We start from the raw sequence: 23,076 nt of genomic DNA on the forward strand, positions 1-23,076 counted from the left end.
ATGTATACTATTTTGCAAAATGTAGAACTGGTACTTCCAAATGAAACTTTAACCCTTGTTCATGTAGGAATCCAAAATGGAAAAATTGTAAAGATGGATATAGCCCCTATTTCTATACATGGAGAATATCAAAAAATCGATTGTAAAGGACATCGGTTAATCCCTGGCATGATCGATGTTCATATTCATGGAGCCAATGGTTTTGATATGATGGATGGTCGTGAAGAAAGTATACAAGAAGTGTCTCGTATATGTGCTTCTACAGGATGTACCTCGTTTCTTGCTACTTCTGTCAGTTCTACGATTGAAGATCTTTTAGCGATGATCGACAGTGTGAAACGTGTCGTCGGTCATGAAGTAGGCGCTAAGATCGCAGGTATTCACTTAGAAGGGCCTTATTTAAATCCAATACGTAAAGGTATGCAAAATGAAAAGTATTTGCGTCATCCTGATCTAGAAGAAATGAAGATGATCTTTAAAGAAGCCGATTCTCTGATTAAAATGGTGACGATTGCTCCAGAGTTACCGGGAGGGATGGAACTAATCTCATTTCTCAAAGAACAAGGTGTTATTATATCTATTGCTCATTCGGATGCGACTTACGAAGAGGCCAAAAAAGCGTTTGAAGCTGGTGCAAGTCATGTTACACATTGTTTTAACGGGATGCGACCGATCCATCATCGTGATCCAGGAATAGTGGTAGCTGCTTTTGAAGAAGAACATGTTAGCCTTCAAGCGATTGTAGACCATATTCACTTGCATCCTGCTATTATTCGATTAATGCATCGTTCAAAAGGTGCTGAAGGTATCGTTTTGATCACAGATGCTTTACAAGCGATGGGTATGGGAGACGGAGATTATCTGTTTGGAGGTCACCATGTAACGGTAACCAATGGCGTGGCTAGATTACATGATGGAACACTAGCTTCAAGTACAGTTACGATGAATGAAGCACTTCGGTATACGGTTGAAACAGGAATTTCTTTGACAGATGCTGTACAGATGGCATCCACTACGCCAGCACGTATTCTGGGTCTACAGCAAAAAGGAAACATTGCAGTAGGCATGGATGCAGATTTAGTGCTACTGGATGATGACTTTCAAGTACAATGGACTATGATCGATGGTCAAATATTATAATAGTATTCCACTTTATTGCTCTAAATCGTGCAGAACATATGATATATTTAATAGAAATAATAGGTATAAATAATAAAAAGAGGTTGCCCGCAGGTATTAAAACCTGTAGACAACCTCTTTTTTTGAAAGAATAGTTGGATGATATAAAAGATTCAAAAGAATCTTATTACATCATTCCGCCCATTCCCCCCATGCCACCCATACCGCTCATATCAGGAGCGCCACCAGCGCCAGCAGGTTCTGGTTTGTCAGCGATAACTGCTTCTGTTGTTAAGAACATAGCTGCTACAGAAGCTGCATTTTGTAGTGCAGAACGAGTTACTTTCGCCGGGTCAACGATACCCGCTTCGAACATGTTTACCCATTCGCCTGTAGCTGCATTGTAACCAATACCAACTACTTCTTTTTTCAGACGCTCAACGATTACAGAACCTTCTTGTCCAGCATTCGCAGCGATTGTGCGGATAGGCTCTTCAAGAGCACGTAGTACGATGTTTACGCCTGTTTGCTCGTCGCCTGTCACTTGTACAGCAGATACTGCTGCATATACGTTCACAAGCGCTGTACCACCACCAGATACGATACCTTCTTCAACCGCAGCGCGAGTTGCGTTCAAAGCATCTTCGATGCGTAGTTTGCGCTCTTTCAATTCTGTTTCTGTTGCTGCACCGACTTTGATGACTGCAACGCCACCAGCTAATTTAGCTAGACGCTCTTGCAATTTCTCTTTGTCGAACTCGGAAGTTGTTTCTTCCAGTTGGGAACGAATTTGGTTCACACGAGCATCGATATCCGCTTTGTCTCCAAAACCGTCTACGATGATTGTGTTTTCTTTTGTTACACGTACTTGGCGTGCTGTACCCAATTGCTCGATTGTTGCTGTTTTTAGGTCTAGACCCAATTCTTCAGTGATCACTTGACCACCTGTAAGAGCAGCGATATCTTGCAACATAGCTTTACGACGGTCACCGAATCCTGGAGCTTTAACAGCTACAGCATTGAATGTACCACGCAATTTATTTACAACAAGCATAGCTAATGCTTCGCCTTCGATATCTTCAGCAACCAATACCAATGGTTTGCTTTGTTGTACTACTTTTTCAAGCAATGGCAAGATTTCTTGTGTGTTTGTGATTTTTTTGTCTGTGATCAAGATATATGGATTTTCTAGAACAGCTTCCATTTTATCTGTATCTGTAATCATGTATGGAGAAAGATATCCGCGGTCGAATTGCATACCTTCTACGACTTCAAGTTCAGTAGCGAATCCACGAGATTCTTCAACAGTGATAACACCGTCTTTACCTACTTTTTCCATAGCTTCAGCGATCAATTGACCTACTTCTTCGTCAGCCGCAGAAATAGATGCTACTTGAGCGATAGACTGTTTGTCTTCCACATGTCTAGAAATGCTTTGCAATTCTTGAACAGCAGCACGAACAGCTTTTTCAATCCCTTTACGGATAACCATAGGGTTAGCACCAGCAGTTACGTTTTTAAGACCTTCACGAATCATCGCTTGAGCCAAAACAGTAGCTGTTGTTGTACCATCACCAGCAACATCGTTTGTTTTAGTAGCAACTTCTTTTACTAATTGAGCTCCCATGTTTTCGAAAGCATCTTCTAGTTCGATTTCTTTTGCAATCGTTACACCATCATTTGTGATCAATGGGCTACCGAATTTTTTCTCAAGAACAACGTTACGTCCTTTAGGTCCCAATGTAACTTTTACCGCATTTGCAAGAGCATCTACACCACGAAGCATTGCGCGACGAGCATCTTCACTGAATTTAATTTCTTTAGCCATAAGAATAGTTACCTCCTTGATATTTTAAAATCATTATAATGACAGACCGGCGTATGCCGACTGTGTAAATGTATATTCGTTGGTATTAAGATAGAATAGCGTGAATATCGCTTTCTTTCATAATCAAATATTCTTTACCTTCGAATTTAATCTCTGTTCCAGCATATTTGGAGAAAAGGACACGATCGCCTTCTTTTACTTCCAAAGGAATACGCACTCCATCTTTTAATTGACCGCTACCTACAGCAATAATTTTGCCTTCTTGCGGCTTTTCTTTAGCAGAGTCTGGAAGGACAATACCAAATGAAGTTGTTTGTTCCTGTTCGATCGCTTCTACCAATACACGTTCACCTAAAGGTTTGATCATGAAAAATAGCCTCCTTAAAATAATATATTGATTTGTTTCATGTGATGGTTGTTATTTATGTAATTAGCACTCGACACCTTTCAGTGCTAACAACCAACTTTATGATACTCAACTTGAGCGATAATTTCAAGTCTCTTTGTGTAAATTTATAAAAGTTCGGTTCAAAATAAGAAATAACGCACCATACAATCACTCTTACAATTACCCAATCCCAGGGAATAAAACATCATTCTGGTTATAAAAAAAGAAATCAACATGATTTGGATATCTTCACATTGATTTCTTTTGCTTTATAAAACGTTGATTGTAACGCAGTTTCTACCTTTGGTTTTGGAACGATATAACGCTTCATCTGCCAGTCGATAAATCTTTTCTTCAGTCAGTTCATCATCTACCGCGGTCACAACCGCCAGACCTACCGAAACAGTAATATACGGGCTGGCATCATTTTGATTATGAGGAATACGCAATTCTTCGATACAAGCACGCAATGATTCAGCAAATTCATGAGCTTCTTCAATGCCTGTACTAATATGCAAAATAGCAAATTCTTCCCCGCCCAGACGAAAAGCCATATCTGTTCTTTTGCGCATCTGAGCTGTTAGTGTAGAACCGATCATTCGTAATACATGGTCACCTTCATAATGACCATACGTATCGTTGTACTTTTTGTAATGATCGATATCTAACAACATAAAAGCAAGCCCTTTTTGCTCTTTAGCTGCTTTTAAGATTTTGTGCACAATACGATCGTTAAAGTGGCGACGATTATACAAACCTGTTAGATCATCTATAATCGAGATACGTTCAATTTTCTTTTTGTCTGTAATATTATGACCGATAAACGTATACCCGATAATCTGATTATGATTCAAAATAGGCTCGATAATCATAGCTAACCATAACAGACTTTTATCTTTTTTCGGTTGGATCAATTCGCCATTCCATGTATTTTCTTCATTCATCACAAAGATATCATAAGAACCTTCGCGGCGATCTTTAGAATATAAGAAATGGTGCTTGGTACCGATCAATTCTTCGCGTGCATACCCGGTCATAAGACAGAATTCTTCGCTGACCATCGTAATTTCACCCAGCAGATTCGTTTGAACGATAATTACATTTTTATCTACAATGTTAAAGTATTTACTTAGTTCTTCATTTTTGATTGCCAATTCTTCTGTGCGTTCTGCCACCAGGCTCTCCATATTGGCATAAAGACTAGCATTTTCTATAGAATAGACCATATCTCTAGATAATAAATTAATCATTTTTAGGCGCTCATTGGTGAATGCACCTGTCATCAAATTATTTTCCAGATAAATAATAGCAATCAATTTGTTCTGATTGTATAACGGCATACATAATACAGATTTAGGTTGATGTTCTGTAATATACGAATACGCCGCTAGTCCGATTCCAGAGCGAGCATCGCTATGAAGCAACGTTTGTCCACTGTGGGCGACATAATCAATGATTTCCCACGGGAAATGATGATGTTGTTCTCGGTCTTGATCATGGTGCAAGACAATATCCATTTTATTGCCTGCATGATTGTACTCCCCTTCTACCCACAGTGAAAAATTCGATTGCATAATCATACAACCGCGTTCTGCACCTGCATTCATAATCACAACTTCCATGATTTTTTGTAGCAGTTGATCAAGATCAATTTCTTTGGAGATCATCTGTGATGCTTTGAATAACAAATGAATATCGATATTATCGGTGGAAGAAGTGAGTGTAGTCTCTGTATGCGATGGAATCCACTGCACATGATACATCAAGTCTTGATACTGCTTTTCCAGATGTTCTACTTTGGCTTTGGCACCCCAGACCGAATAATAATAAGAAGCTTGCTTGAAAAAATAAGCCGCCAATTCATTTAACGTTCTAGATTTGTAGAAACGGGCAATTTGTTCGCTTGCTATCGCTTTGTAACGCGTAAAATTACCATGTCCACTAGAGGATAACGCAAGATGATAATATTTTTCTGCTTCTTTGTATTTGCGATTGATCCGTAACCATTCAGCTTTCATCATATGTTGCTGGGTTAAAAAGTTATGAGGAAAATGAATTGCCCATTTTTTCATTCTTCGGTACTCTTTGCGCATACGTAGACGGGCAGTCTGCTTCTCTCCTACGCTTAGCTCATCATAACAAGCTGCAATATTCATAAACGTATAAAACGAGAACTCTTCCAAAAATGTTGAACCTGCCAGTGTCCCAACGACTTTGTATGCTTTATCGATATATTCCAGCGCTTGCCGATAATTTTCAAAAATAAAAGCAATCTGGATTTTGTTAATATAATAAATAGCAATTCCCGAGTAATAATTGGCAGCCGTCAACTGCTCCAAATACGCTTGTTCGCTAAAAGAATCATCGTCAAATGAATCGGTCTGCTTCAATTCTCCGGCAAGTACGCGAAACTTCTGACGTGATAGATGGGCGGTTGCTAGCGCTTCTTTGTATTTGGTATTTTCGATCATAGATATCATCTGATCGCTTTCTTGCAGATACTTTTCAATTTCAAGTGCTGGATTCCAGAGATTGATATAATAACAAGCATGTGCCAGATACAACATATCACCAGACAGTATACTAGAATCAATCGCTTGACTATACTGTTCTTCTAACAATTCCCACTCATGACTCCAACTGTAGCAAAATAAGGTATATAACACTTTAACAAGGCTACGCCATTGTAGATCATTGAACTTCTCATTAATATCGATCGCCAGTTTGCCATAATCTTTTGCACCTTTGAGATCGCCCATACCCGATAATAACATCGCATATCCGATATAAGCACCTGCTGATTCAGGTCCATTTCCATATTGGATCGATAGATACGTTTTTTTCAAAACAGCCCATGCAAATAGTGTCTGTTCTCCTGAAATAAAAGCAGGCGGAATAAAACTTACTAACAAGCGCATCACTAATTTGATTTTCTCATCTTGCACTTCAGGGCCATGCAATAATTGATGAGTTGTTTTACCACGAAGCTTGAGTTTGACACGTATAATCTCTTTGCCTACAATCGCCATATTCAGTTTGGTCGGCACAGACATACCAAGACTCGCCAGACCTAATTTACCAGCATCTATCGCTTCTTTCATCATCCCAAGATACATATAATGGTTAGACTGCATTTCATAGATGGTAGCGAGTTCGAGCGCTGTCTGTACATGATTAATTAGTATAAGACTGGCTTGATCTGCCGAATCCAGTTGATGAACAAGATAAGAACATTCGCTATACAGATAATACAGGTCAAATGTAGTCTGATAATCTGTTGTCCAACTGTCCGTATCCAAAAGACTTAACGCCATTTCAAGAAACTGGCATGCAATCTCATAACCAAATGCTTCTTTTGCACGCTTGGCAGCTCGAAGATTGATCTGAATAATTCGCTCACGCTCTTGAGTCGATTGAACTAACGATATTCCTTTGTTCAAATGCCCTGCGATATCCATACTATTTTCACGCACTTTATCGATTGACCAGTGATCTAACAATAACCATCCGATCTGCAGATGTAGACTTTGACGACTCTGTGGATCTAGCATTTGATACAACGCTTGCTGAAGCTTATCATGTCCGAATGCAAATGGAACATCTAACTGCTTCAATTCGATACTTACTTCTTCTACACTGCTTAGCATTTGATAATTGGAATGCAGAGGTGTAATAATATCGTCTTGAACTGCCTGGGTTAAAGACTCTATGATCACTGTAGGGGTGGCATCGCTGACCAGATGAAGAATTTGCCAATCAAAACTACGACCAATAGCAGCAGCTAATCCAAGAATATGTTGCATGTGTACAGGCAATGTTTGCATTTTACTAATCAGATAATCAATCAGATCTTCATTCATCGTCATCTGTGTAACTTGCGCCTGATTCAGATTCCATGTGCCTAATTGATCATCAAAAAAGATCGCTTTATTTTTGTACAAATCTTTTAGAATTTCATGGATAAAAAATGGATTCCCTTTGGTCTGGTGATAGATATTGTCGCGTAAAGGCTCAATAATGGTCGCTGTTGTTGTACCTAATGTATCTTCGATCAGATGTTGTACATGCAGTGCAGATAACGAAGTCAATTCAATATGATGCACCATTGCCTGTGCTTCTATCTCCTGCAACGCTGTCGCTAACGGATGACCAGGATTGACTTCATTAGCACGATACGAACCGATAATAAATAGCTTTTTGAGACTGCTACTTTCCATCAATCGTCCTACCAATTGAATACTGGATACATCTGCCCATTGTAGATCATCTAGAAATAAAACTAATGGTCGTTGTCCTGCGGTTAAACCTTCAAGAAAACGTATAAATGATAAGAAAAAGCGATTGTTTTCTTCTGTAGGATTGAGTGGTTCTAGCATCGGCTGTATACCGAGTATTTGCTCTAATTCAGGCAACCATTTGGTGATAACACCTGCATTGTTACCCAGACAATTACGCAGAGAATGCTGTAGTTGTTGCTTTTCTTCAGGCAGTCCTTTGAGATACTGCACCAGCAATGTACGAAAAGCTTGAATAATAGCACTATACGGAATATTTTTATTATACTGTTCGAATTTTCCTTGAATAAAATAACCACGTTCTTGTGAAATAAAGCTGTGTAGCTCATTTACAAAAGAAGTTTTACCTATTCCTGCTTCTCCAGATACTAATGCCAATTGAACTCGCTCTTGAATCCCTTCGGTCAAAATGCGTTTCATTTTACTTAACTCTTCATCACGTCCATGCAATCGTTGTGGAATATGAAATAGACTTAAACGGTCTTCATGCCCGATCTGAAAATCAGCTTGAGGATCATAGCATTTTCTAAGATCCGCTTTGATCCCGTAGGCACTGCGATAACGATCCTCTGGTGATTTTTCTAACAGCTTCATAATGATATCCGATAATGGACGAGCGATTTCACCATTTGAAAGTTCATACGGTGAGATTGGCTTTTTGGCTATAATCGCATAGATCTGTTCTACAACTGACTCAGCAGGATGTGGCTTTTGTCCGGTAACCATCTCGTACAATACAACACCTAGAGAATAAAAGTCAGAACGGTAATCGATATTACGATTAATCCGTCCTGTTTGTTCAGGTGAAATGTATGATAATGTTCCTTCCATCACGCCTGCATTTTGAAATTCTTGCTTTTCATTGGTGAGTTTGACAGATAGATCAAAGTCGATAATTTGAATCTGATCGCTTTCACGATTCCAGATTAAATTAGCAGGTTTGAGGTCTTTGTGAATAATCTGCTGTTCATGGATACGTCCAACAATATCAACAATTTTGATCGCTAAGCGCAAAATCGTTGATATTTCTAACGGCTCATCCCGGATTATATTGCGTAGCGATTGCCCATCGATATCTTCCAAAGTAAGTACAAAAAAACCACCGCGTTCTTCAAGTTGAATCGGTTGGATTACACCGTCTACTGCACCTTTCAGTTCGGATAGCATTTTGTATTCTTTTTTAATACGCATCACTGCTTCATATGTGGATGCTTTGGCTCCTAGAACCTTGGCAATAACTGTTTGTCCGGAAAGATTATCAATGCAACGATAGATCGCCTTACTTCCATGATCGGCGATCTCTTCAATCACTGTATATTTTTGATCTTTCCATATCATTAGTGTTCCCTCGCTTTATCCCCTGTTCCTACAATTTCAAAATTAGGATCAAATTTAAATACATATGCACCTGTTAGCCAAATAACCCAACAATTGACACCAAAGAATAAATAACCGAAATAGCCCAGAATAGGCATTTCTGAAAAGATATGAATTTTATCTAAATAAGGAACAGAATATTTCCAATAATTCGGATTGACTGGAATCCCCTGATTAAACCATTCACTACCAAAGTTCCACATTTCCCAGAAGAAACCATTCGCTACGGTAGCAATCGCTATTAACAGAAGGGGCGACCAATTACCATTCTTAATCGATGTAAATGGTGTCCAAAAGCCGATTAATCCCATAGCTGCTGATAACATAGGCACCAATGCCACCCATAATACAAAAAACAACTCGAACGGGAAATATCCCATCGCAAAAGCAAGGATCAACCCTACGATATAGAACCCTATAAGCAATGGTTTGTTCAAATGAATTTTAGGTCCATTGCTGTACCTCTTTTTCAAAGCTGGAAACGTCTGCAGCAATAAATACCATTCGATAATCGCTGGTAATACAGTAGTATACGACAATGCAAACCAAAAAATATTACCAAAGTTCGAAAATACATCTTTATTTGGATAATACCAATTTTCCATAACAAAAAAGTTCAAATATTCAAACGCAAACCAACTAAAACAAGAAACAATTGCCAGCAACTGCATTATGTATAGCTTGCTGGATAAAAGAGAAACCCCGTTATTTCTTTTGTATACGATACCATCCAAAATTAAAATAAATGCCCACCATAATGGTACAAAAGTATACGGTTCAAGTAAACTTACAAATCCTGCGCGAGACCATATAATAAACCAACAGATCAATAATATTGGAAAAGCAGCCCAGAACCAGATCGGAAAAGCTACTTTTGATCGGACAACACGTACCGTTTTCTCTTTTTTAAATCCAAACAAACGTGGAAATAACAAAAAAGCAAGTATAAAAGCAGCGATCACACATGCTCCTATAAAATAGATTAAGTTAAATCCAGGATCTTGTACATTATTCTGTACAGGAAATACTCCGTATCCCGGAGGTAATCCGTCCCATTTTGCCAGACTCCCCAGTAATGGCAAAATAAAAATCAACGCAAATGTAGTCAATAAAAACGATATTTTTTTCATGATATTTATCCCCTTTTTCGTTCCTTCCCTTACCATTTTAGTACAACCACTCTGTACAAATACTGAACAAAAGGCGCTCTTTTTTGCTTTATCTATGCTTTTTTGCAGTATTTGTCATATTTTGACGATTATTTTGTTTTCCTTTCTATATTCAAGAATAATTTCTATTTTCTCTCTTCTATTTATAATAGTTGCTCTTCAAAAAAGATAGTGATTTTTTTAGAAAAATGCACATTAAAAAAGAGCATTTTGACTAGCTTTGTCTGATTTGTCAGATCAACGCTATTGCAAAAATGCTCTTTTCTTTTGATTGATATCTTAATATCACTTGTTGAGTTGAAGTTAGTCGTACTTTTGCAGTTCTTCATCGAGCCTTATAGCATCTAAACGTTGTTGTTTACGATAAACGATCCCTGACAAAATAACACTTAACTCATATAAAAATAACAATGGAATAGCAACTAAAATATCCGATACAAAATCCGGTGGGGTAATCACAATAGCTATAAATACGAGTACAAGATAAGCAATTTTTCGTAATTTCCGCAAAAGTGCTGGATTCAAAATACGTAAAGTCGTCAAAAACATAATTAAGATAGGCAATTCAAACAGAGCCGCTACAGGAAACACGATATTGGACATAAACGTAAAGTATTGTACCACTCCATACGTTTCAGCAAGTCCCATATTCCGAGTCACATTGGATGTAAACGTCAGCGCCATTGGAAATACAACATAATAGGCAAATAGAACGCCTAACAAAAACATCATAAATACAAAAGGAACATAACGTAATGCTGCTCGGCGTTCTTTATCTAAAAGTCCCGGACTTACAAATGCCCATATCTGATATACCGTCACTGGTAGAGTTAGCAACAAAGCAACTACCATTGCAATTTTCATATACAATCCGATACCATCCCAAAATGAGAATACATGAAATACGAGATTTCTTGCGGTCTCTGCGGCTACTAAATACTGATAAATCGGTTGAGCTACAAATAGTCCCAAAATCATTCCTAGAAACAATACAGCAATAATAACAATCAATCTACGCCGTAACTCTCCTATATGTTCGATCAAAGACATCTGCTTTTCAGGATTATCCATATGTTCCTCCTATCTCAAAAGAAAATCCCTTCCGTAGGGAAGGGATTCGGAATCGTCTACATTCTTTAACGTTTATCTTCTGGTTGAGCAGGTGGAATCACTTCTGCGGACTGGATCGAGTCGGTACGAGTCTTAGATGTTGTATCTTCATCTTTCATCATATCGCGTGTACCTTCCTTAAATTCACGGAAAGTTCGTCCTACTGCACGTCCTAATTCAGGTAATTTGTTCGGACCAAATAAAATAAGCGCCAATACAATCAACAATATAAATCCAGTAGGTCCTATACTAGTTAGCATTCGGTATTCCTCCTTATTCATGAGACAAAGCGTGCTTTGTCTGTTTCATCATAGCATATCGAAATGTACACTTCATCTTTAGCCCTATTATAAGTTAACGACAAAAAAGCACAATTCTTTAAGCAAAAAAATTGTGGAACATCAATCACTCTGCTGTATACACTTCATCAGTCTCAACGCTCATCGGTATTGCTGTACTGTCCGGTAATCATTAACAACGCTTCAGGTAATTGATCCATAATCGCTGCTAGATGCTCGTGTACACCTTTGGGAGTGCCTGGCAAGTTCACAATCAGACTACGTTCACGAATACCACAGATCCCGCGAAATAGCATTGCCGAACGATTCTTTTTCATTACTGTAGCTCGCATCGCTTCTGCCATACCGGGTACTTCGCGTTGAATGACACGACGTGTGGCTTCAGGGGTTACATCACGCTGAGCTAGTTCTGTTCCTCCTGTGGTTAATACCAAATCAGCATTGAAGTACTCTGTCATTTCAATCAATGCAGCAATGATCTCATCAGGCTCATCAGGCACGACCCGGTATTCAACAATTTCTCCACCTAACTCTTCTTCAATTAATTCGCGAATGACTTGTGCACTGGTGTCTTCTCTTTCTCCTCGTGCACCTTTGTCACTGGCTGTAAGAATAGCTGTTCTCCAAACCATGCTCTCACCCTCCCCGTCTATCTGGCATATTCATCTATCGATTACAACTATTTTCATGTGTTCAGGTGGATCACTATTCTTACTCTATAATATTCGGCTAAATGCTACATATGGATGACTTCTATTCTTCTCTTTTAAAATCTCCACTTTTTCCGCCGCTTTTCGACCACAACATCGTTGGCCCAATCACCATATCTTTTTGTAATGCTTTACACATATCATATACGGTTAAAGCAACCGCTGATGCTGCTGTCAAAGCTTCCATTTCGACGCCGGTTTTGCCTTCTGTTTTGACTTGTACTTTGATCTGAAGTTCATCATGACCGTTATCGTCAAACATAATATTTACACCGGTCAATGGCAACGGATGACACATTGGAATCCAATCGGATGTACGTTTAGCCGCTTGAATACCAGCTACCTGTGCTACAGCGAGTACATCTCCTTTACCAATTTGTCCTGCTTTGATCGCAGACAATGTCGTCGGAAGCATCTTCACTGTTGTTACCGCTATAGCTGTACGTGATGTACTTTCTTTATCTGAAATATCAACCATTCGGGCACGACCTTGCTCATTAAAATGAGTCAATTTCCCTGTCGGTGTTGGTAATCCTTCATACTCTTGATTGTGGTTATCAGTCATGTATATTCATCCCGCCTACGATCTTTACTGGTATTGATACTATCTACTATTTCTATTTATCGATTATCACATATTCAGACGCCATAAACAGCACGTCGATACGGAAATCATGCGATTCCATAGGAATCTTTTCCGTGATTTGCGTGCCAAAAACAAACGCTCCGCATACAGGCAAATCAGATGAATATTGCTGTAATCTGGACATAAAACGATCATAATATCCGCCACCGTAACCGATCCGTCCACCTTGTCGATCATAACCAAGTCCCGGTACAAGCATAAGATCAATCTGATCCCATTGCGATTCTGGTAATGCAGACAAATGATGTCTTGGTTCAGGAATACCATAAGCACCCGGTTCGATATCATGAACACCTGTAATTGGGTATACATGAAATAGTGCATCTTGCTTTGCATCAATTCGTGGAGCAAGTACAGTATCTCCTGCTTGCCAGCATTGATGTAATAATGGCATCGTATCCGGTTCATCTCGATATGCTAGGTAAGTAAATATAGTTAACGCAGATTTCTTTTTCTGTTGACGCAGTTGATTCATATATGATGCAGCAGCAGCACAAATGTCTGCTGATTCTTGTATTCGTTGTTCAGGAGTTAAAGCCATACGCTTACGCTTTAATTCTTGTCGTAAACGTTGTTTATTTGAGATCATTTCCATCGTTTACCTCCTAATACAGACCAGGCTGTCATAGGAATAATAAGCCTGAATGACCATTGCAAATTTCGCAAAAATCCCGATAGTGACAGTGTATCATTCTTCTTTCCAAAAACCAACTTCACCTTCTATTAAAAATGATCATACGGTGCAAATTAACATCCTTTCATGTAAACTAAATACAATAACTCTTTTTATACAAATATATGATTGTCCATTATATAGATGATGTGGAGGCTCGATAAGTCAATGTTACTGCAAGCAAATGGAATTACAAAACGATATGGAATCACCCCTATTTTGGAAGGCTTAAATCTACAAGTCGAAGAAAGAGAACGGATCGGTCTTGTCGGAGTAAATGGCGCAGGCAAATCCACGTTGCTCAAAATTATTGCTGGTGAAATGTCTTACGATAGTGGACAGATTTTCCGCAACAAAGAGATGACGCTTGGTTATCTAGCGCAAAATAGCGGATTGCATCACGGGAGTACGATCGGTGAAGAAATGCGTTCTGTGTATGCGAACTTGATTGATACCGAACAAGAATTACGGACCATGGAACAGCAGATTGCTGATCCTGCTATGATGGAAGATGATAAAGGATATGCCGATCTACTTGCCCGCTATGCTGAACGCTCGGAATGGTTCCGCGAACAAGGTGGATATGAAATGGATACTCGTATTCGTAGTATTCTACATGGTATGGGTTTTGGTGACTTTTCCCAAGATACTACTATTGATACGTTAAGTGGCGGTCAGAAAACAAGACTTGCTTTAGCCCGTATTCTTCTACAAGCGCCTGATCTATTAATGTTGGATGAACCGACCAACCATCTGGATATTGATACATTAACATGGCTAGAAGATTATTTACGCGGTTATTCTGGCTCATTAGTGGTTGTATCGCATGACCGTTATTTTCTAGATCGCTTAGTTACAACGATCGTTGAGATCGAACGTCATCGTTCCAAACGTTATACCGGTAATTACAGTCGCTATATTGATATCAAAGCTGCTGAATACGAAACAGCTATGAAGCAATTCGATAAGCAACAAGGCGAGATTGCTCGTATGGAAGCTTTTGTGCAGAAAAATATTGTAAGAGCTTCTACTACCAAACGTGCTCAAAGTCGTCGTAAAGCACTCGATAAAATGGATCGATTGGATCGACCTGCTGGTGATCTCAAAAAAGCTAACTTCTCATTCGGTGTCTCTGTGGTCTCTGGTAAAGAAGTATTGCGTGTACATCAGCTTACGTTGTCCTATGAAGATAAGCAGAAGCTATTTGAGCCGATTTCATTTGAATTAAGACGTGGAGATATGGTTGCACTTATCGGACCTAACGGAACAGGCAAAACAACTATGCTCAAAGCACTTATTGATGAACATGAACCTGATACAGGCAAGATTGAATGGGGAGCCAAAGTAAAAATTGGTTATTATGATCAAGAACAAGGTCATCTGAATCCAAATAATACAGTGCTTGAAGAAGTATGGAGTAGTTTCTCCCATCTGGAAGAAGTGCGTATTCGTACAGTGCTAGGTAACTTCTTATTTAGCGGTGAAGATGTACTCAAAAAAATATCTGCACTTAGCGGTGGCGAAAAAGCGAGAGTGTCTTTAACCAAGTTGATGTTGCTTGATGCAAATATGTTGATTCTGGATGAACCGACCAACCATCTCGATTTGATGAGTAAAGAAGTATTGGAATCAGCATTGATGGATTATGAAGGCACACTACTATTTATTTCGCATGATCGGTACTTTTTAAATAAAATGGCTGAACGAATCTTAGAACTTCGACCGGAAGGCTTAACTGCTTATCTGGGTAATTTCGATGATTATTTAATCAAAAAGCAAGAATTACTTGAAATAGCGACAGAAAATGCGTTGCTACAATCGAAAAATAATTCGACTTCAACAGCTACCACTGAAGAATCTGTTGCTAACTCTTATGAAGAAAGCAAACAAGCCAAACGAGACGAACGTAACCGTCAACGCCGTACAGAACAATTGGAAAAAGAAATTGCAGATTGGGAAGAACGTATCGGTGAATTAGAGCAACAATTGACGCTACCTGAAGTCTACCAAGACTATGAACAAGTGCAAAAACATCAAGCAGAAATTGCTGATTTGCAACAGTCTTTGGAACAAGCTTATGAAGAGTGGGAGACATTAGCTGTAGAATCATAAGCTATTTTGTCAATACTTGTACACGGAATTGTAAAAGATCAAAACATTTATTAAAATCAAGTAAAAAAGTTTACGAACAAAGTTATCCACAAAAATAACGATTTATTCACTATAAAAAATGACCCATAAGGGTCATTTTTCACTGTTATTATACTATTTTTTGTCCATATCCATATTTATCCACCGAGTTATGCACATTATCCACAGATTTTGAGCAAATAAGGTGATAAACATATCCCCTATTTCATGATTTTGAAAAAGCTTCGTATAATCACTTATTTTGTACTTATGCACAATTTGTAGGGGATATGTGGATAACTTTGTTAACATCTTGACAAATCGCTCTTCATTCTAACGGTTTCTGTAAACGCCTGATTACATGCAGATACAAAAGCAACAGCTGCGGTTTGCAACGAATCTTGTCCAGAAGCCGTACCACGGAATGTTTGTTTCTGGTAACAGATTGTTGCCACAGCATCTGTGTATGCTACTCCGTTTGTATAGAACGATTGCATTTCCATATCTTCCAATTGTATACCTTCTATTTCACCTTCTGTACGTTCTATAATCTCTTGTTCAATATATTGCTGAATTGCTTGTTGAATACTATTCATAATTGATTGCATCGTTCCAATAGCGCTCGATTGAGTTGTATATTGATGATTATGGCTGTTAAGAATAACTTTGGAGGCTATCGTTCCATCTGAATGAGCATTCCACTGAATATCCGCAATCGAAAGTTGAGACTGCGTAATTGCAGTTGAATTTCCTGTCAACATTAATAGCTCTTCATCTGTCACATGATGCTTGTGATCTGCGTATTTTTTAAAATCTTCATACCATTGCTGAAGTTGTTGTTCTTCAGGATAAATATCATATTGTGCTAGACGATTAGATAGAGCATGTCTACCTGAATGCTTCCCTAATATAATCATAGTACGCGGAATACCTAATCGTTCTGGACTCATAATTTCATAAGTCGATAGATCTTTTAACAATCCGTCCTGATGAATTCCTGATTCGTGCCGGAATGCATTTCTACCGATTACTGGCTTGTTATATGCTACTGGAAATCTCATCGCTCGACTAACCTCATGGGAAATCTCATATAATGCATTTGCGCGTATATTCGTTGTTACATCCAGACTATTACGGCGCGTTTCTATTGCCATAACCAATTCTTCCAATGCACAGTTACCTGTACGTTCACCGACTCCATTAACAGTGACTTCTACTTGATCTGCGCCTGCTTGAATAGCTGCTAGACTATTTGCTACTGCTAATCCTAGATCATTATGACAGTGTGCACTCAATTGAACATTATTGGCTCCTCGTGCTCCTTGGCGAACCGCTCTAAACATCTGTCCATATTCGTCGGGTAAAGCATACCCTACGGTGTCAGGCAAATTAATAATAGTAGCACCTGCGGCAATAGCAACCTCTACCATTTCTATCAGATCATCAATAGCTGTTCGAGAAGCATCCATCGCTGTAAATTGCACACGATCTGTAAACTGCTTGGCAAAAGACACCATATCATGTGCAATCTGCACGGTCTCTGCTCTTGTTTTGCGTAATTGATGTTGCAAATGGATATCGGAAGAAGATAAAAATAAGTGGATTCTACGATTAACAGCATCTTCTGTTGCTTTGGCGGCGGCTTCGATATCGATCTTTACTGCTCGTGCAAATCCACAAATCTCAAATTGCTGAAATGTTCTAGCTATTTTCTGTACTGCTTCGAACTCTCCTGGACTGGAAATAGGAAAACCAGGTTCTATCACATCTACACCTAATGCTTGTAGTCGTTCTGCCAATGTTATTTTCTGATTCCATTGTAGTGTCGCTCCCGGCGCTTGTTCTCCATCACGCAAAGTGGTATCCAAAATAGTAATCTTTTTATAGTTTGGCTGATTGATTTGACTCATCACATTCACGCTCCCGAATTGTTTTTTGCGTACATTGATACATACATTTTAAGAAAAAAGAATACAAAAAAAGCCTAACATCTCTCACTAATGTAAGAGACGCCAGACTATGCTGTCGCGGTACCACTCTTGTTGGAATCGTCTTGATTCCCGCTTGATCTGAACAAGTTCATGTACATAGATAAAAAGGATATGTACTTGTCAGCATTGGATGACGGGAATGACCCGTAAGTAAGTACGATGATTACATGAATAATCATGTTCCCTACTTCCGCTCCCAGGCGAGTTCAAAAGACGGCCTACCTTATTGCGTCGCACCTTCCCGCAACTCTCTGATTTTGGTAGCTTTCTTTTTACTACTCCTGTTCTTTGCGTGTGTGTATATGATATTATAAGCATATTTGTGAATTCACATTCGTTATCTATTCCAATAGAGCGATAATATCCTTTTACGAAAATACCAAAAAACCGCCATCTCTGTAAAAGAGACGACGGTTGATCTACCTTCGCGGTACCACTCTTATTGGACGCTGATTAGAATCATTCAAAACGGCGTCCCGCTTTATCCATTAAAATGCATTATATGAAATACACGTTTAATGGTATCCGATGACGGGGATCAACCGTAATGATGTACCTGTCTACTTGCTAGACTTTCCATCATTCCGCTCCCGGGTGAGTTCAGGGCTGCCTTCATACTGCGTTGCACCATCCCGCAGCTCTCTGGATTCAGACTAATCTCCCTACTAATCCCGTTCCAAGCGTTTATTCTATTTAAGATGAAGTTCATTATAGATAACGAATTATTGGTATTATAAAAGCAAGAGTTGTATTAGTCAATACTATTTTCTGTTTGTGGAACAGGTTGATACGTAACTGACCATTTTTCAAGCGAAAAAGAAGGTTCTGCTTTCATATCTAATGCAGTAAATTGTTGATGTTTCCATTTCAGATACGCAGCCGCTCCGATCATAGCAGCATTGTCTGTACAATATTCAAATGGTGGGATCAATAACTGAATCTGTTCTTTTTCACAACGCTCGGTTAGATTCGCTCGTAGTCCACGATTCACAGCTACCCCGCCGCACAATAACAACTGCTTGGCTCCGTACTGTTTGACAGCGCGTACTGCTTTTTCCACCAATACTTCAACCACTGATTCTTGAAATCCACGTGCAATCTCGCCTATCATCGGTTCTTCGCCACGCATCTTTTTCTGATTGACTACATTAAGTACAGCCGACTTCAATCCACTAAGACTGAAATCATATGAATCTGCTTCTAACCATACTCGTGGCAAAGCCACTGCCGATTCTGCTTCCATCGCCAGGTTATCTACATACGGGCCACCAGGATAAGGGAATCCCAAAGCACGAGCTACTTTGTCGTATGCTTCACCTACAGCATCATCACGTGTGCTACCGATCAATTCAAATTGACCTTCTGATTGTAATAACACCAACTCTGTATGTCCACCGGATACGACCAGTGCCATCGAAGGATACTGGATATCTGCGGTTAAATTGTTAGCATAAATATGCCCTGCGATATGATGTGTTCCGATTAATGGTTTGTCCAGCGCAAATGCTAAACTTTTCGCCGCCATAATCCCTACTAATAATGCGCCTACCAGACCAGGTCCTTGTGTAACAGCGATAGCAGAAATATCTTGTAACGATACGCCCGATTCGTTGATCGCTTCTTCGATCATCAATGTGATACTTTCCACATGCTTACGTGAGGCTACCTCCGGTACAACACCACCAAACGCTTTGTGCGTCTCAATCTGACTTGATACGAGATTGGACAGCACGATTTTACCATCTCGCACAATAGACACTGACGTCTCGTCACAGCTCGTCTCTATCGCTAGAATATGGCATCCTTCACTTTGTATATCTTGTTGCATCATGTTTATTCCACGCTTCCTTCCAGCTGATCTTGCGCGTCTGATAGCTCACACCACATAATCATGGCATCTTCATTATTATCAGAATAATATCCTTTGCGAATACCTGCATTGGTAAATCCAAGCTTCATATATAATTGCTGAGCAATCTCATTAGAGACACGTACTTCAAGCGTCATACGTATCATGCCTAATTCTAGCGCCCAGTTCATCAGTTCAATTAACAATCCTTCACCCAGTTTGCGTCCACGATAGGCTTCTCGAATTGCAATATTGGTCACATGCGCTTCATCCATAATCGTCCACATGCCTGCATAACCGATCGTGCGTCCATCGATCACCATCACCATATAACGGGCAAAATGGTTCATCGTCAATTCATTGCGGAACGCTTCTTCTGTCCAGGGCAGTGTGAACGCTTCATGCTCAATCTCCATCACTTCTGGAATATCGTCAATCGTCATTTTACGTAGCACAGGTTGCTGTTGATTCTGCTCGTACAATAATGCCATGAGCACACTTCCTTTCTATTTCGATTGGCGTAGCAAATTCGCTTCTGCTTCTGACAACTGTGTGTAATTAGGCAATAGATGATGCGTCTCATCATATGTTTCAGTGAAAAGAAGACTTGCTCCTATTTCTCCTGCACAACCTGCATCCAATCCACACTCTACTATAGTCACTCTGTCTTTTACTATATCTCGTAGTTGCTCTGCTCGTTCTTGATGATTCGGTGTTTCACCTACGATCAAAATATGATCCGGGCGCTCTTGTTCAGGTAATGCTTGATATTGCTCTGCTATTTGATTCATCCAGTGATCCATTAACATGATGCGATCTTCTTCTAAACGATGGGGTAAAGATAGAGTCTGCTCTGTCTCAGTTATGTGATTAGCTCGAAACTCAAATAACGACGTATATACTTGAGCACGACGACCATCCATCAATGGAATAATCCAGAATGTTGATTCTGCCTCATCTGTTGTTGAAGCTGAATCTGCTGGTACTGTATGGATGTATTCTTGATATCCACTCCAAGCCAGTGCTGCTAGGCTGGAAAAGCCTACTACTGGAATATTTAATGTCCATGCTAATGTTTTGGCTGTCGTTACTGCAATTCGGATACCTGTATATGAACCAGGGCCTACGCCTACAGCAATACCTGTTAATTCATTACGTGCTGTGTTGGACTGCTCCATTAGCTTCTGAATTCCATTGACCAGACCTACCGAATGATTACGATCGGCATAACTATTTTCAGCTACAAGTACTGTGTGGTCTTGCATTACAGCTACATTCTGAGCAGCTGTAGATGTATCCAAAACCAAAAACCGCTTGCGCGGCTGTTCGTTGATTTCACTCATTGATTGTCACTAACTCCATTCTGTATTAACTCACGACACCATGCTGAATAAGGCTCTCCATAACCTGTACAGATGAACTTGCGTGTATCGTCTTCATGGACTGTAATCTCAATCTGCAAACGCTGGGCTGGCACCAAGTCAGGAATAATACTTGCCCATTCAACCAGTGTAGCACCCTGTCCATAAAAGTATTCATCTAACCCCAGATCAGCCGCTTCATCTTCACTAATCCGGTATACATCCATATGATAAAAAGGCATACGTCCTTCATATTCCTTAATAATCGTAAATGTGGGGCTATTCACCAAAGCAGTTACACCTAGATAAGAAGCAAATGATTTGGAAAAATGCGTTTTGCCTGCACCCAAATCTCCATCTAGCGTAATGATCGTGCCCGGTGCAGAACGTTTTGCTAAAAAAGCAGCCAATTGATCGGTATCTTCCAAGCTTTTGCTTATAAATGTATATGATATTACAGGTAATCGTTCAGACATGTGTTCCTCCATATAAAAGGGCAACCGACAGATCATCTATACTTGATACGTATCGTTTGCCAAATCTTTTGATAGAGCGATTATACCATATTCTTGAGCCAGTTCCTTGTTAAGATCACAGACTGTTGCAGAAACATGCAAGTGGATAGATAGGTGCTATTTTATAAAAGAGGTGATAACATTCGTGATAACGTCTCCATCGTTTTTTGCATACGAGATCGCTTGATAAATTGCTCATAATTCAAAAGACGACTATGTTCTAGATCCCGTTCAAAATCTTCCATCAACCGCTCAATCGTAGACTGCTCTGCTAACACAGCAACTAATTCAAAATTGCTATAAAAGCTACGCATATCCATATTAGCGGTACCTACTGAAGCCAATAGATCATCAATGACCATCACTTTAGCATGAACGAATCCTTTTTCATATTGATGAATACGCACTCCTGCACGCATCAATTCTTGCATATACGATAGTGACGCATAATGTACAACCTGTGAATCAGATACTTTAGGAATAATAATATCGACCTGTACACCACTAACAGCGGCTGTTTTGAGTGCAGTATAGATACCTGCGTCTGGAATAAAATAAGGCGTGGTAATACAAATACGTTGCTTCGCTACAGCAATTGCACTAAAACACAACTCTTGAATAGCATCCCAGTTCCGATCAGGTCCACTGGATACAATTAATGCACGTTCATTGCCTGCACATTGATGTTTTGGAAAATAAATTGAATCTGTGATTCGTTGCCCTGAAGCAAATTCCCAATCTTCTAGAAATACCGTTTGCAAAAAGTAAACAATATCTCCGCGTGCCTCCAGATGAGTATCCCGCCAGTATCCAAGCTTAGGATCATAACCCAGATAATCATCCCCTATATTTAATCCACCCATAAATCCTACTTCACCATCAATCACCAAAATTTTGCGATGATTACGATAATTGACTTCACGCTGAATAAACGAAGTAAACGGAGGTAAAAAGAAATAAAACTCAATCCCTGCGGCTTTTAACTGACGTACAAATTTGTATTTCAAATGATAACTTCCTAATCCATCACATAACATTCTAACTTTGACTCCTGCTTGTGCTTTGCGGATTAGAATCTCGGTAAATTCTTTGCCTATCATATCGTCTCGAAAAATATAAAACTGAATATGGATATGATGCTCTGCTTGCTCTAACGCTCGCAACATAGCTGAAAAAGTAACTTTTCCATCTGTTAGCACTTTAATATCATTACAAGCAGTGATTGGATTTTCAGTTAAATGAGACAATAATCCGAATAAACGCTCTTCGTTTTCAAATTTCGGATTACCCATATCTTGTGCATGACGTATTACATGAGATTGTCTCCACAGACGATGACGAACTTCGCGGAAAATAATCGTTCCTTTTTTGCGAATCGTACGACGAATCCGATAATTACGAGCTACAAAATAATAAAGTACAAATCCTAAAAAGGGCACACAATATGAAATAAACATCCACGCAACTGCTTTGGATGGACGACGAAACTCAAGAATTAATATAATCCCTGTTTGAAAAATAAAAATAAGACAAATCAGTACAATCCAAATCATATGATGCTTCCTTTCTATACCACTTTTCTTGAAAACCTATTATCTATCAGCGAAACTACAATA

At 39.3% G+C, this 23,076-nt stretch carries 17 protein-coding genes and 2 other annotated features; of the genes, 2 read left to right on the forward strand and 15 right to left on the reverse strand.

Annotated elements, in window-relative coordinates:
• On the forward strand, window positions 1-1,140 hold the full coding sequence (nagA, locus tag QCD85_RS03560) for an N-acetylglucosamine-6-phosphate deacetylase (protein WP_301261647.1): 1,140 nt from the start codon (window positions 1-3) through the stop codon (window positions 1,138-1,140).
• A 166-nt stretch (window positions 1,141-1,306) separates the two neighbouring features.
• Here nagA and groL read toward each other — a convergent pair whose 3' ends face one another.
• From groL to QCD85_RS03605, 9 genes are all read right to left on the reverse strand, one after another.
• Window positions 1,307-2,947 (reverse strand): chaperonin GroEL, encoded by a 1,641-nt coding sequence (groL, locus tag QCD85_RS03565; protein WP_204825240.1) that lies wholly within the window; start codon window positions 2,945-2,947, stop codon window positions 1,307-1,309.
• A gap of 85 nt (window positions 2,948-3,032) precedes the next feature.
• A complete protein-coding gene (gene groES / locus QCD85_RS03570; RefSeq protein WP_069326136.1) occupies window positions 3,033-3,314 on the reverse strand; it encodes a co-chaperone GroES in 282 nt (93 codons plus the stop codon).
• Between the two features lie 290 nt (window positions 3,315-3,604).
• A complete protein-coding gene (locus QCD85_RS03575; RefSeq protein WP_301261648.1) occupies window positions 3,605-8,968 on the reverse strand; it encodes a diguanylate cyclase in 5,364 nt (1,787 codons plus the stop codon).
• A complete protein-coding gene (locus tag QCD85_RS03580) occupies window positions 8,968-10,137 on the reverse strand; it encodes a small-conductance mechanosensitive channel (protein WP_273615272.1) in 1,170 nt (389 codons plus the stop codon). Before QCD85_RS03580 ends, QCD85_RS03575 begins: the two co-directional genes overlap by 1 nt.
• A gap of 342 nt (window positions 10,138-10,479) precedes the next feature.
• Window positions 10,480-11,247 carry a twin-arginine translocase subunit TatC gene (tatC, locus tag QCD85_RS03585; protein WP_273615271.1) on the reverse strand — a complete coding sequence of 256 codons (768 nt, stop codon included), beginning with the start codon at window positions 11,245-11,247 and terminating at the stop codon, window positions 10,480-10,482.
• 65 nt (window positions 11,248-11,312) lie between these two features.
• Window positions 11,313-11,546, reverse strand: a complete 234-nt coding sequence (tatA, locus tag QCD85_RS03590; protein ID WP_301261649.1) for a twin-arginine translocase TatA/TatE family subunit — start codon at window positions 11,544-11,546, stop codon at window positions 11,313-11,315.
• 173 nt (window positions 11,547-11,719) lie between these two features.
• Entirely contained in the window at window positions 11,720-12,217 is a 498-nt protein-coding gene (locus QCD85_RS03595) for a MogA/MoaB family molybdenum cofactor biosynthesis protein (RefSeq protein ID WP_204825245.1), read from the reverse strand.
• A gap of 121 nt (window positions 12,218-12,338) precedes the next feature.
• Window positions 12,339-12,860, reverse strand: a complete 522-nt coding sequence (moaC, locus tag QCD85_RS03600) for a cyclic pyranopterin monophosphate synthase MoaC (protein ID WP_301261650.1) — start codon at window positions 12,858-12,860, stop codon at window positions 12,339-12,341.
• Between the two features lie 52 nt (window positions 12,861-12,912).
• The gene (locus tag QCD85_RS03605; protein WP_301261651.1) at window positions 12,913-13,536 is read right to left on the reverse strand and encodes a 5-formyltetrahydrofolate cyclo-ligase; all 624 of its coding nucleotides are present in this window, start codon (window positions 13,534-13,536) and stop codon (window positions 12,913-12,915) included.
• A 246-nt stretch (window positions 13,537-13,782) separates the two neighbouring features.
• Here QCD85_RS03605 and QCD85_RS03610 point away from each other — a divergent pair, with 246 nt between their 5' ends.
• Window positions 13,783-15,726 (forward strand): ABC-F family ATP-binding cassette domain-containing protein, encoded by a 1,944-nt coding sequence (locus QCD85_RS03610; protein ID WP_301261652.1) that lies wholly within the window; start codon window positions 13,783-13,785, stop codon window positions 15,724-15,726.
• Between the two features lie 323 nt (window positions 15,727-16,049).
• On the opposite strand, the gene QCD85_RS03615 is transcribed toward QCD85_RS03610, so the two are convergent.
• The 6 genes from QCD85_RS03615 to cls form a co-directional block, all read right to left on the reverse strand.
• Entirely contained in the window at window positions 16,050-17,654 is a 1,605-nt protein-coding gene (locus QCD85_RS03615) for a 2-isopropylmalate synthase (protein WP_301261653.1), read from the reverse strand.
• A gap of 92 nt (window positions 17,655-17,746) precedes the next feature.
• Window positions 17,747-18,033, reverse strand: a binding site (T-box leader).
• Window positions 18,034-18,135: 102 nt separating this feature from the next.
• Window positions 18,136-18,423, reverse strand: a binding site (T-box leader).
• A 63-nt stretch (window positions 18,424-18,486) separates the two neighbouring features.
• The gene (tsaD, locus tag QCD85_RS03620; protein WP_273615265.1) at window positions 18,487-19,566 is read right to left on the reverse strand and encodes a tRNA (adenosine(37)-N6)-threonylcarbamoyltransferase complex transferase subunit TsaD; all 1,080 of its coding nucleotides are present in this window, start codon (window positions 19,564-19,566) and stop codon (window positions 18,487-18,489) included.
• Between the two features lie 2 nt (window positions 19,567-19,568).
• Window positions 19,569-20,075: a ribosomal protein S18-alanine N-acetyltransferase gene (gene rimI / locus QCD85_RS03625; RefSeq protein WP_273615264.1), complete on the reverse strand. Its 507-nt coding sequence runs from the start codon at window positions 20,073-20,075 to the stop codon at window positions 19,569-19,571.
• A gap of 15 nt (window positions 20,076-20,090) precedes the next feature.
• Window positions 20,091-20,927: a tRNA (adenosine(37)-N6)-threonylcarbamoyltransferase complex dimerization subunit type 1 TsaB gene (gene tsaB, locus QCD85_RS03630; RefSeq protein WP_301261654.1), complete on the reverse strand. Its 837-nt coding sequence runs from the start codon at window positions 20,925-20,927 to the stop codon at window positions 20,091-20,093.
• Window positions 20,924-21,421 carry a tRNA (adenosine(37)-N6)-threonylcarbamoyltransferase complex ATPase subunit type 1 TsaE gene (gene tsaE / locus QCD85_RS03635; protein ID WP_301261655.1) on the reverse strand — a complete coding sequence of 166 codons (498 nt, stop codon included), beginning with the start codon at window positions 21,419-21,421 and terminating at the stop codon, window positions 20,924-20,926. Before tsaE ends, tsaB begins: the two co-directional genes overlap by 4 nt.
• 161 nt (window positions 21,422-21,582) lie before the next feature.
• Window positions 21,583-23,013 (reverse strand): cardiolipin synthase, encoded by a 1,431-nt coding sequence (gene cls, locus QCD85_RS03640; protein ID WP_301261656.1) that lies wholly within the window; start codon window positions 23,011-23,013, stop codon window positions 21,583-21,585.
• Window positions 23,014-23,076: the final 63 nt, after the last annotated feature.

The organism is Paenibacillus sp. PsM32 (assembly GCF_030433815.1).
GTDB lineage: Bacteria > Bacillota > Bacilli > Paenibacillales > Paenibacillaceae > Saccharibacillus > Saccharibacillus kyungheensis.

Coding starts and splice junctions, on each gene's coding strand:
- rimI (WP_273615264.1), bottom strand. CDS start 20,075: ATGGCATTATTGTACGAGCAGAATCAACAGCAACCTGTGCTACGTAAA.
- groL (WP_204825240.1), bottom strand. CDS start 2,947: ATGGCTAAAGAAATTAAATTCAGTGAAGATGCTCGTCGCGCAATGCTT.
- QCD85_RS03595 (WP_204825245.1), bottom strand. CDS start 12,217: ATGGTTTGGAGAACAGCTATTCTTACAGCCAGTGACAAAGGTGCACGA.
- QCD85_RS03610 (WP_301261652.1), top strand. CDS start 13,783: ATGTTACTGCAAGCAAATGGAATTACAAAACGATATGGAATCACCCCT.
- QCD85_RS03605 (WP_301261651.1), bottom strand. CDS start 13,536: ATGGAAATGATCTCAAATAAACAACGTTTACGACAAGAATTAAAGCGT.
- QCD85_RS03575 (WP_301261648.1), bottom strand. CDS start 8,968: ATGATATGGAAAGATCAAAAATATACAGTGATTGAAGAGATCGCCGAT.
- tsaE (WP_301261655.1), bottom strand. CDS start 21,421: ATGTCTGAACGATTACCTGTAATATCATATACATTTATAAGCAAAAGC.
- QCD85_RS03615 (WP_301261653.1), bottom strand. CDS start 17,654: ATGAGTCAAATCAATCAGCCAAACTATAAAAAGATTACTATTTTGGAT.
- cls (WP_301261656.1), bottom strand. CDS start 23,013: ATGATTTGGATTGTACTGATTTGTCTTATTTTTATTTTTCAAACAGGG.
- moaC (WP_301261650.1), bottom strand. CDS start 12,860: ATGACTGATAACCACAATCAAGAGTATGAAGGATTACCAACACCGACA.
- nagA (WP_301261647.1), top strand. CDS start 1: ATGTATACTATTTTGCAAAATGTAGAACTGGTACTTCCAAATGAAACT.
- tatA (WP_301261649.1), bottom strand. CDS start 11,546: ATGCTAACTAGTATAGGACCTACTGGATTTATATTGTTGATTGTATTG.
- tatC (WP_273615271.1), bottom strand. CDS start 11,247: ATGGATAATCCTGAAAAGCAGATGTCTTTGATCGAACATATAGGAGAG.
- tsaB (WP_301261654.1), bottom strand. CDS start 20,927: ATGAGTGAAATCAACGAACAGCCGCGCAAGCGGTTTTTGGTTTTGGAT.
- QCD85_RS03580 (WP_273615272.1), bottom strand. CDS start 10,137: ATGAAAAAAATATCGTTTTTATTGACTACATTTGCGTTGATTTTTATT.
- groES (WP_069326136.1), bottom strand. CDS start 3,314: ATGATCAAACCTTTAGGTGAACGTGTATTGGTAGAAGCGATCGAACAG.
- tsaD (WP_273615265.1), bottom strand. CDS start 19,566: ATGATGCAACAAGATATACAAAGTGAAGGATGCCATATTCTAGCGATA.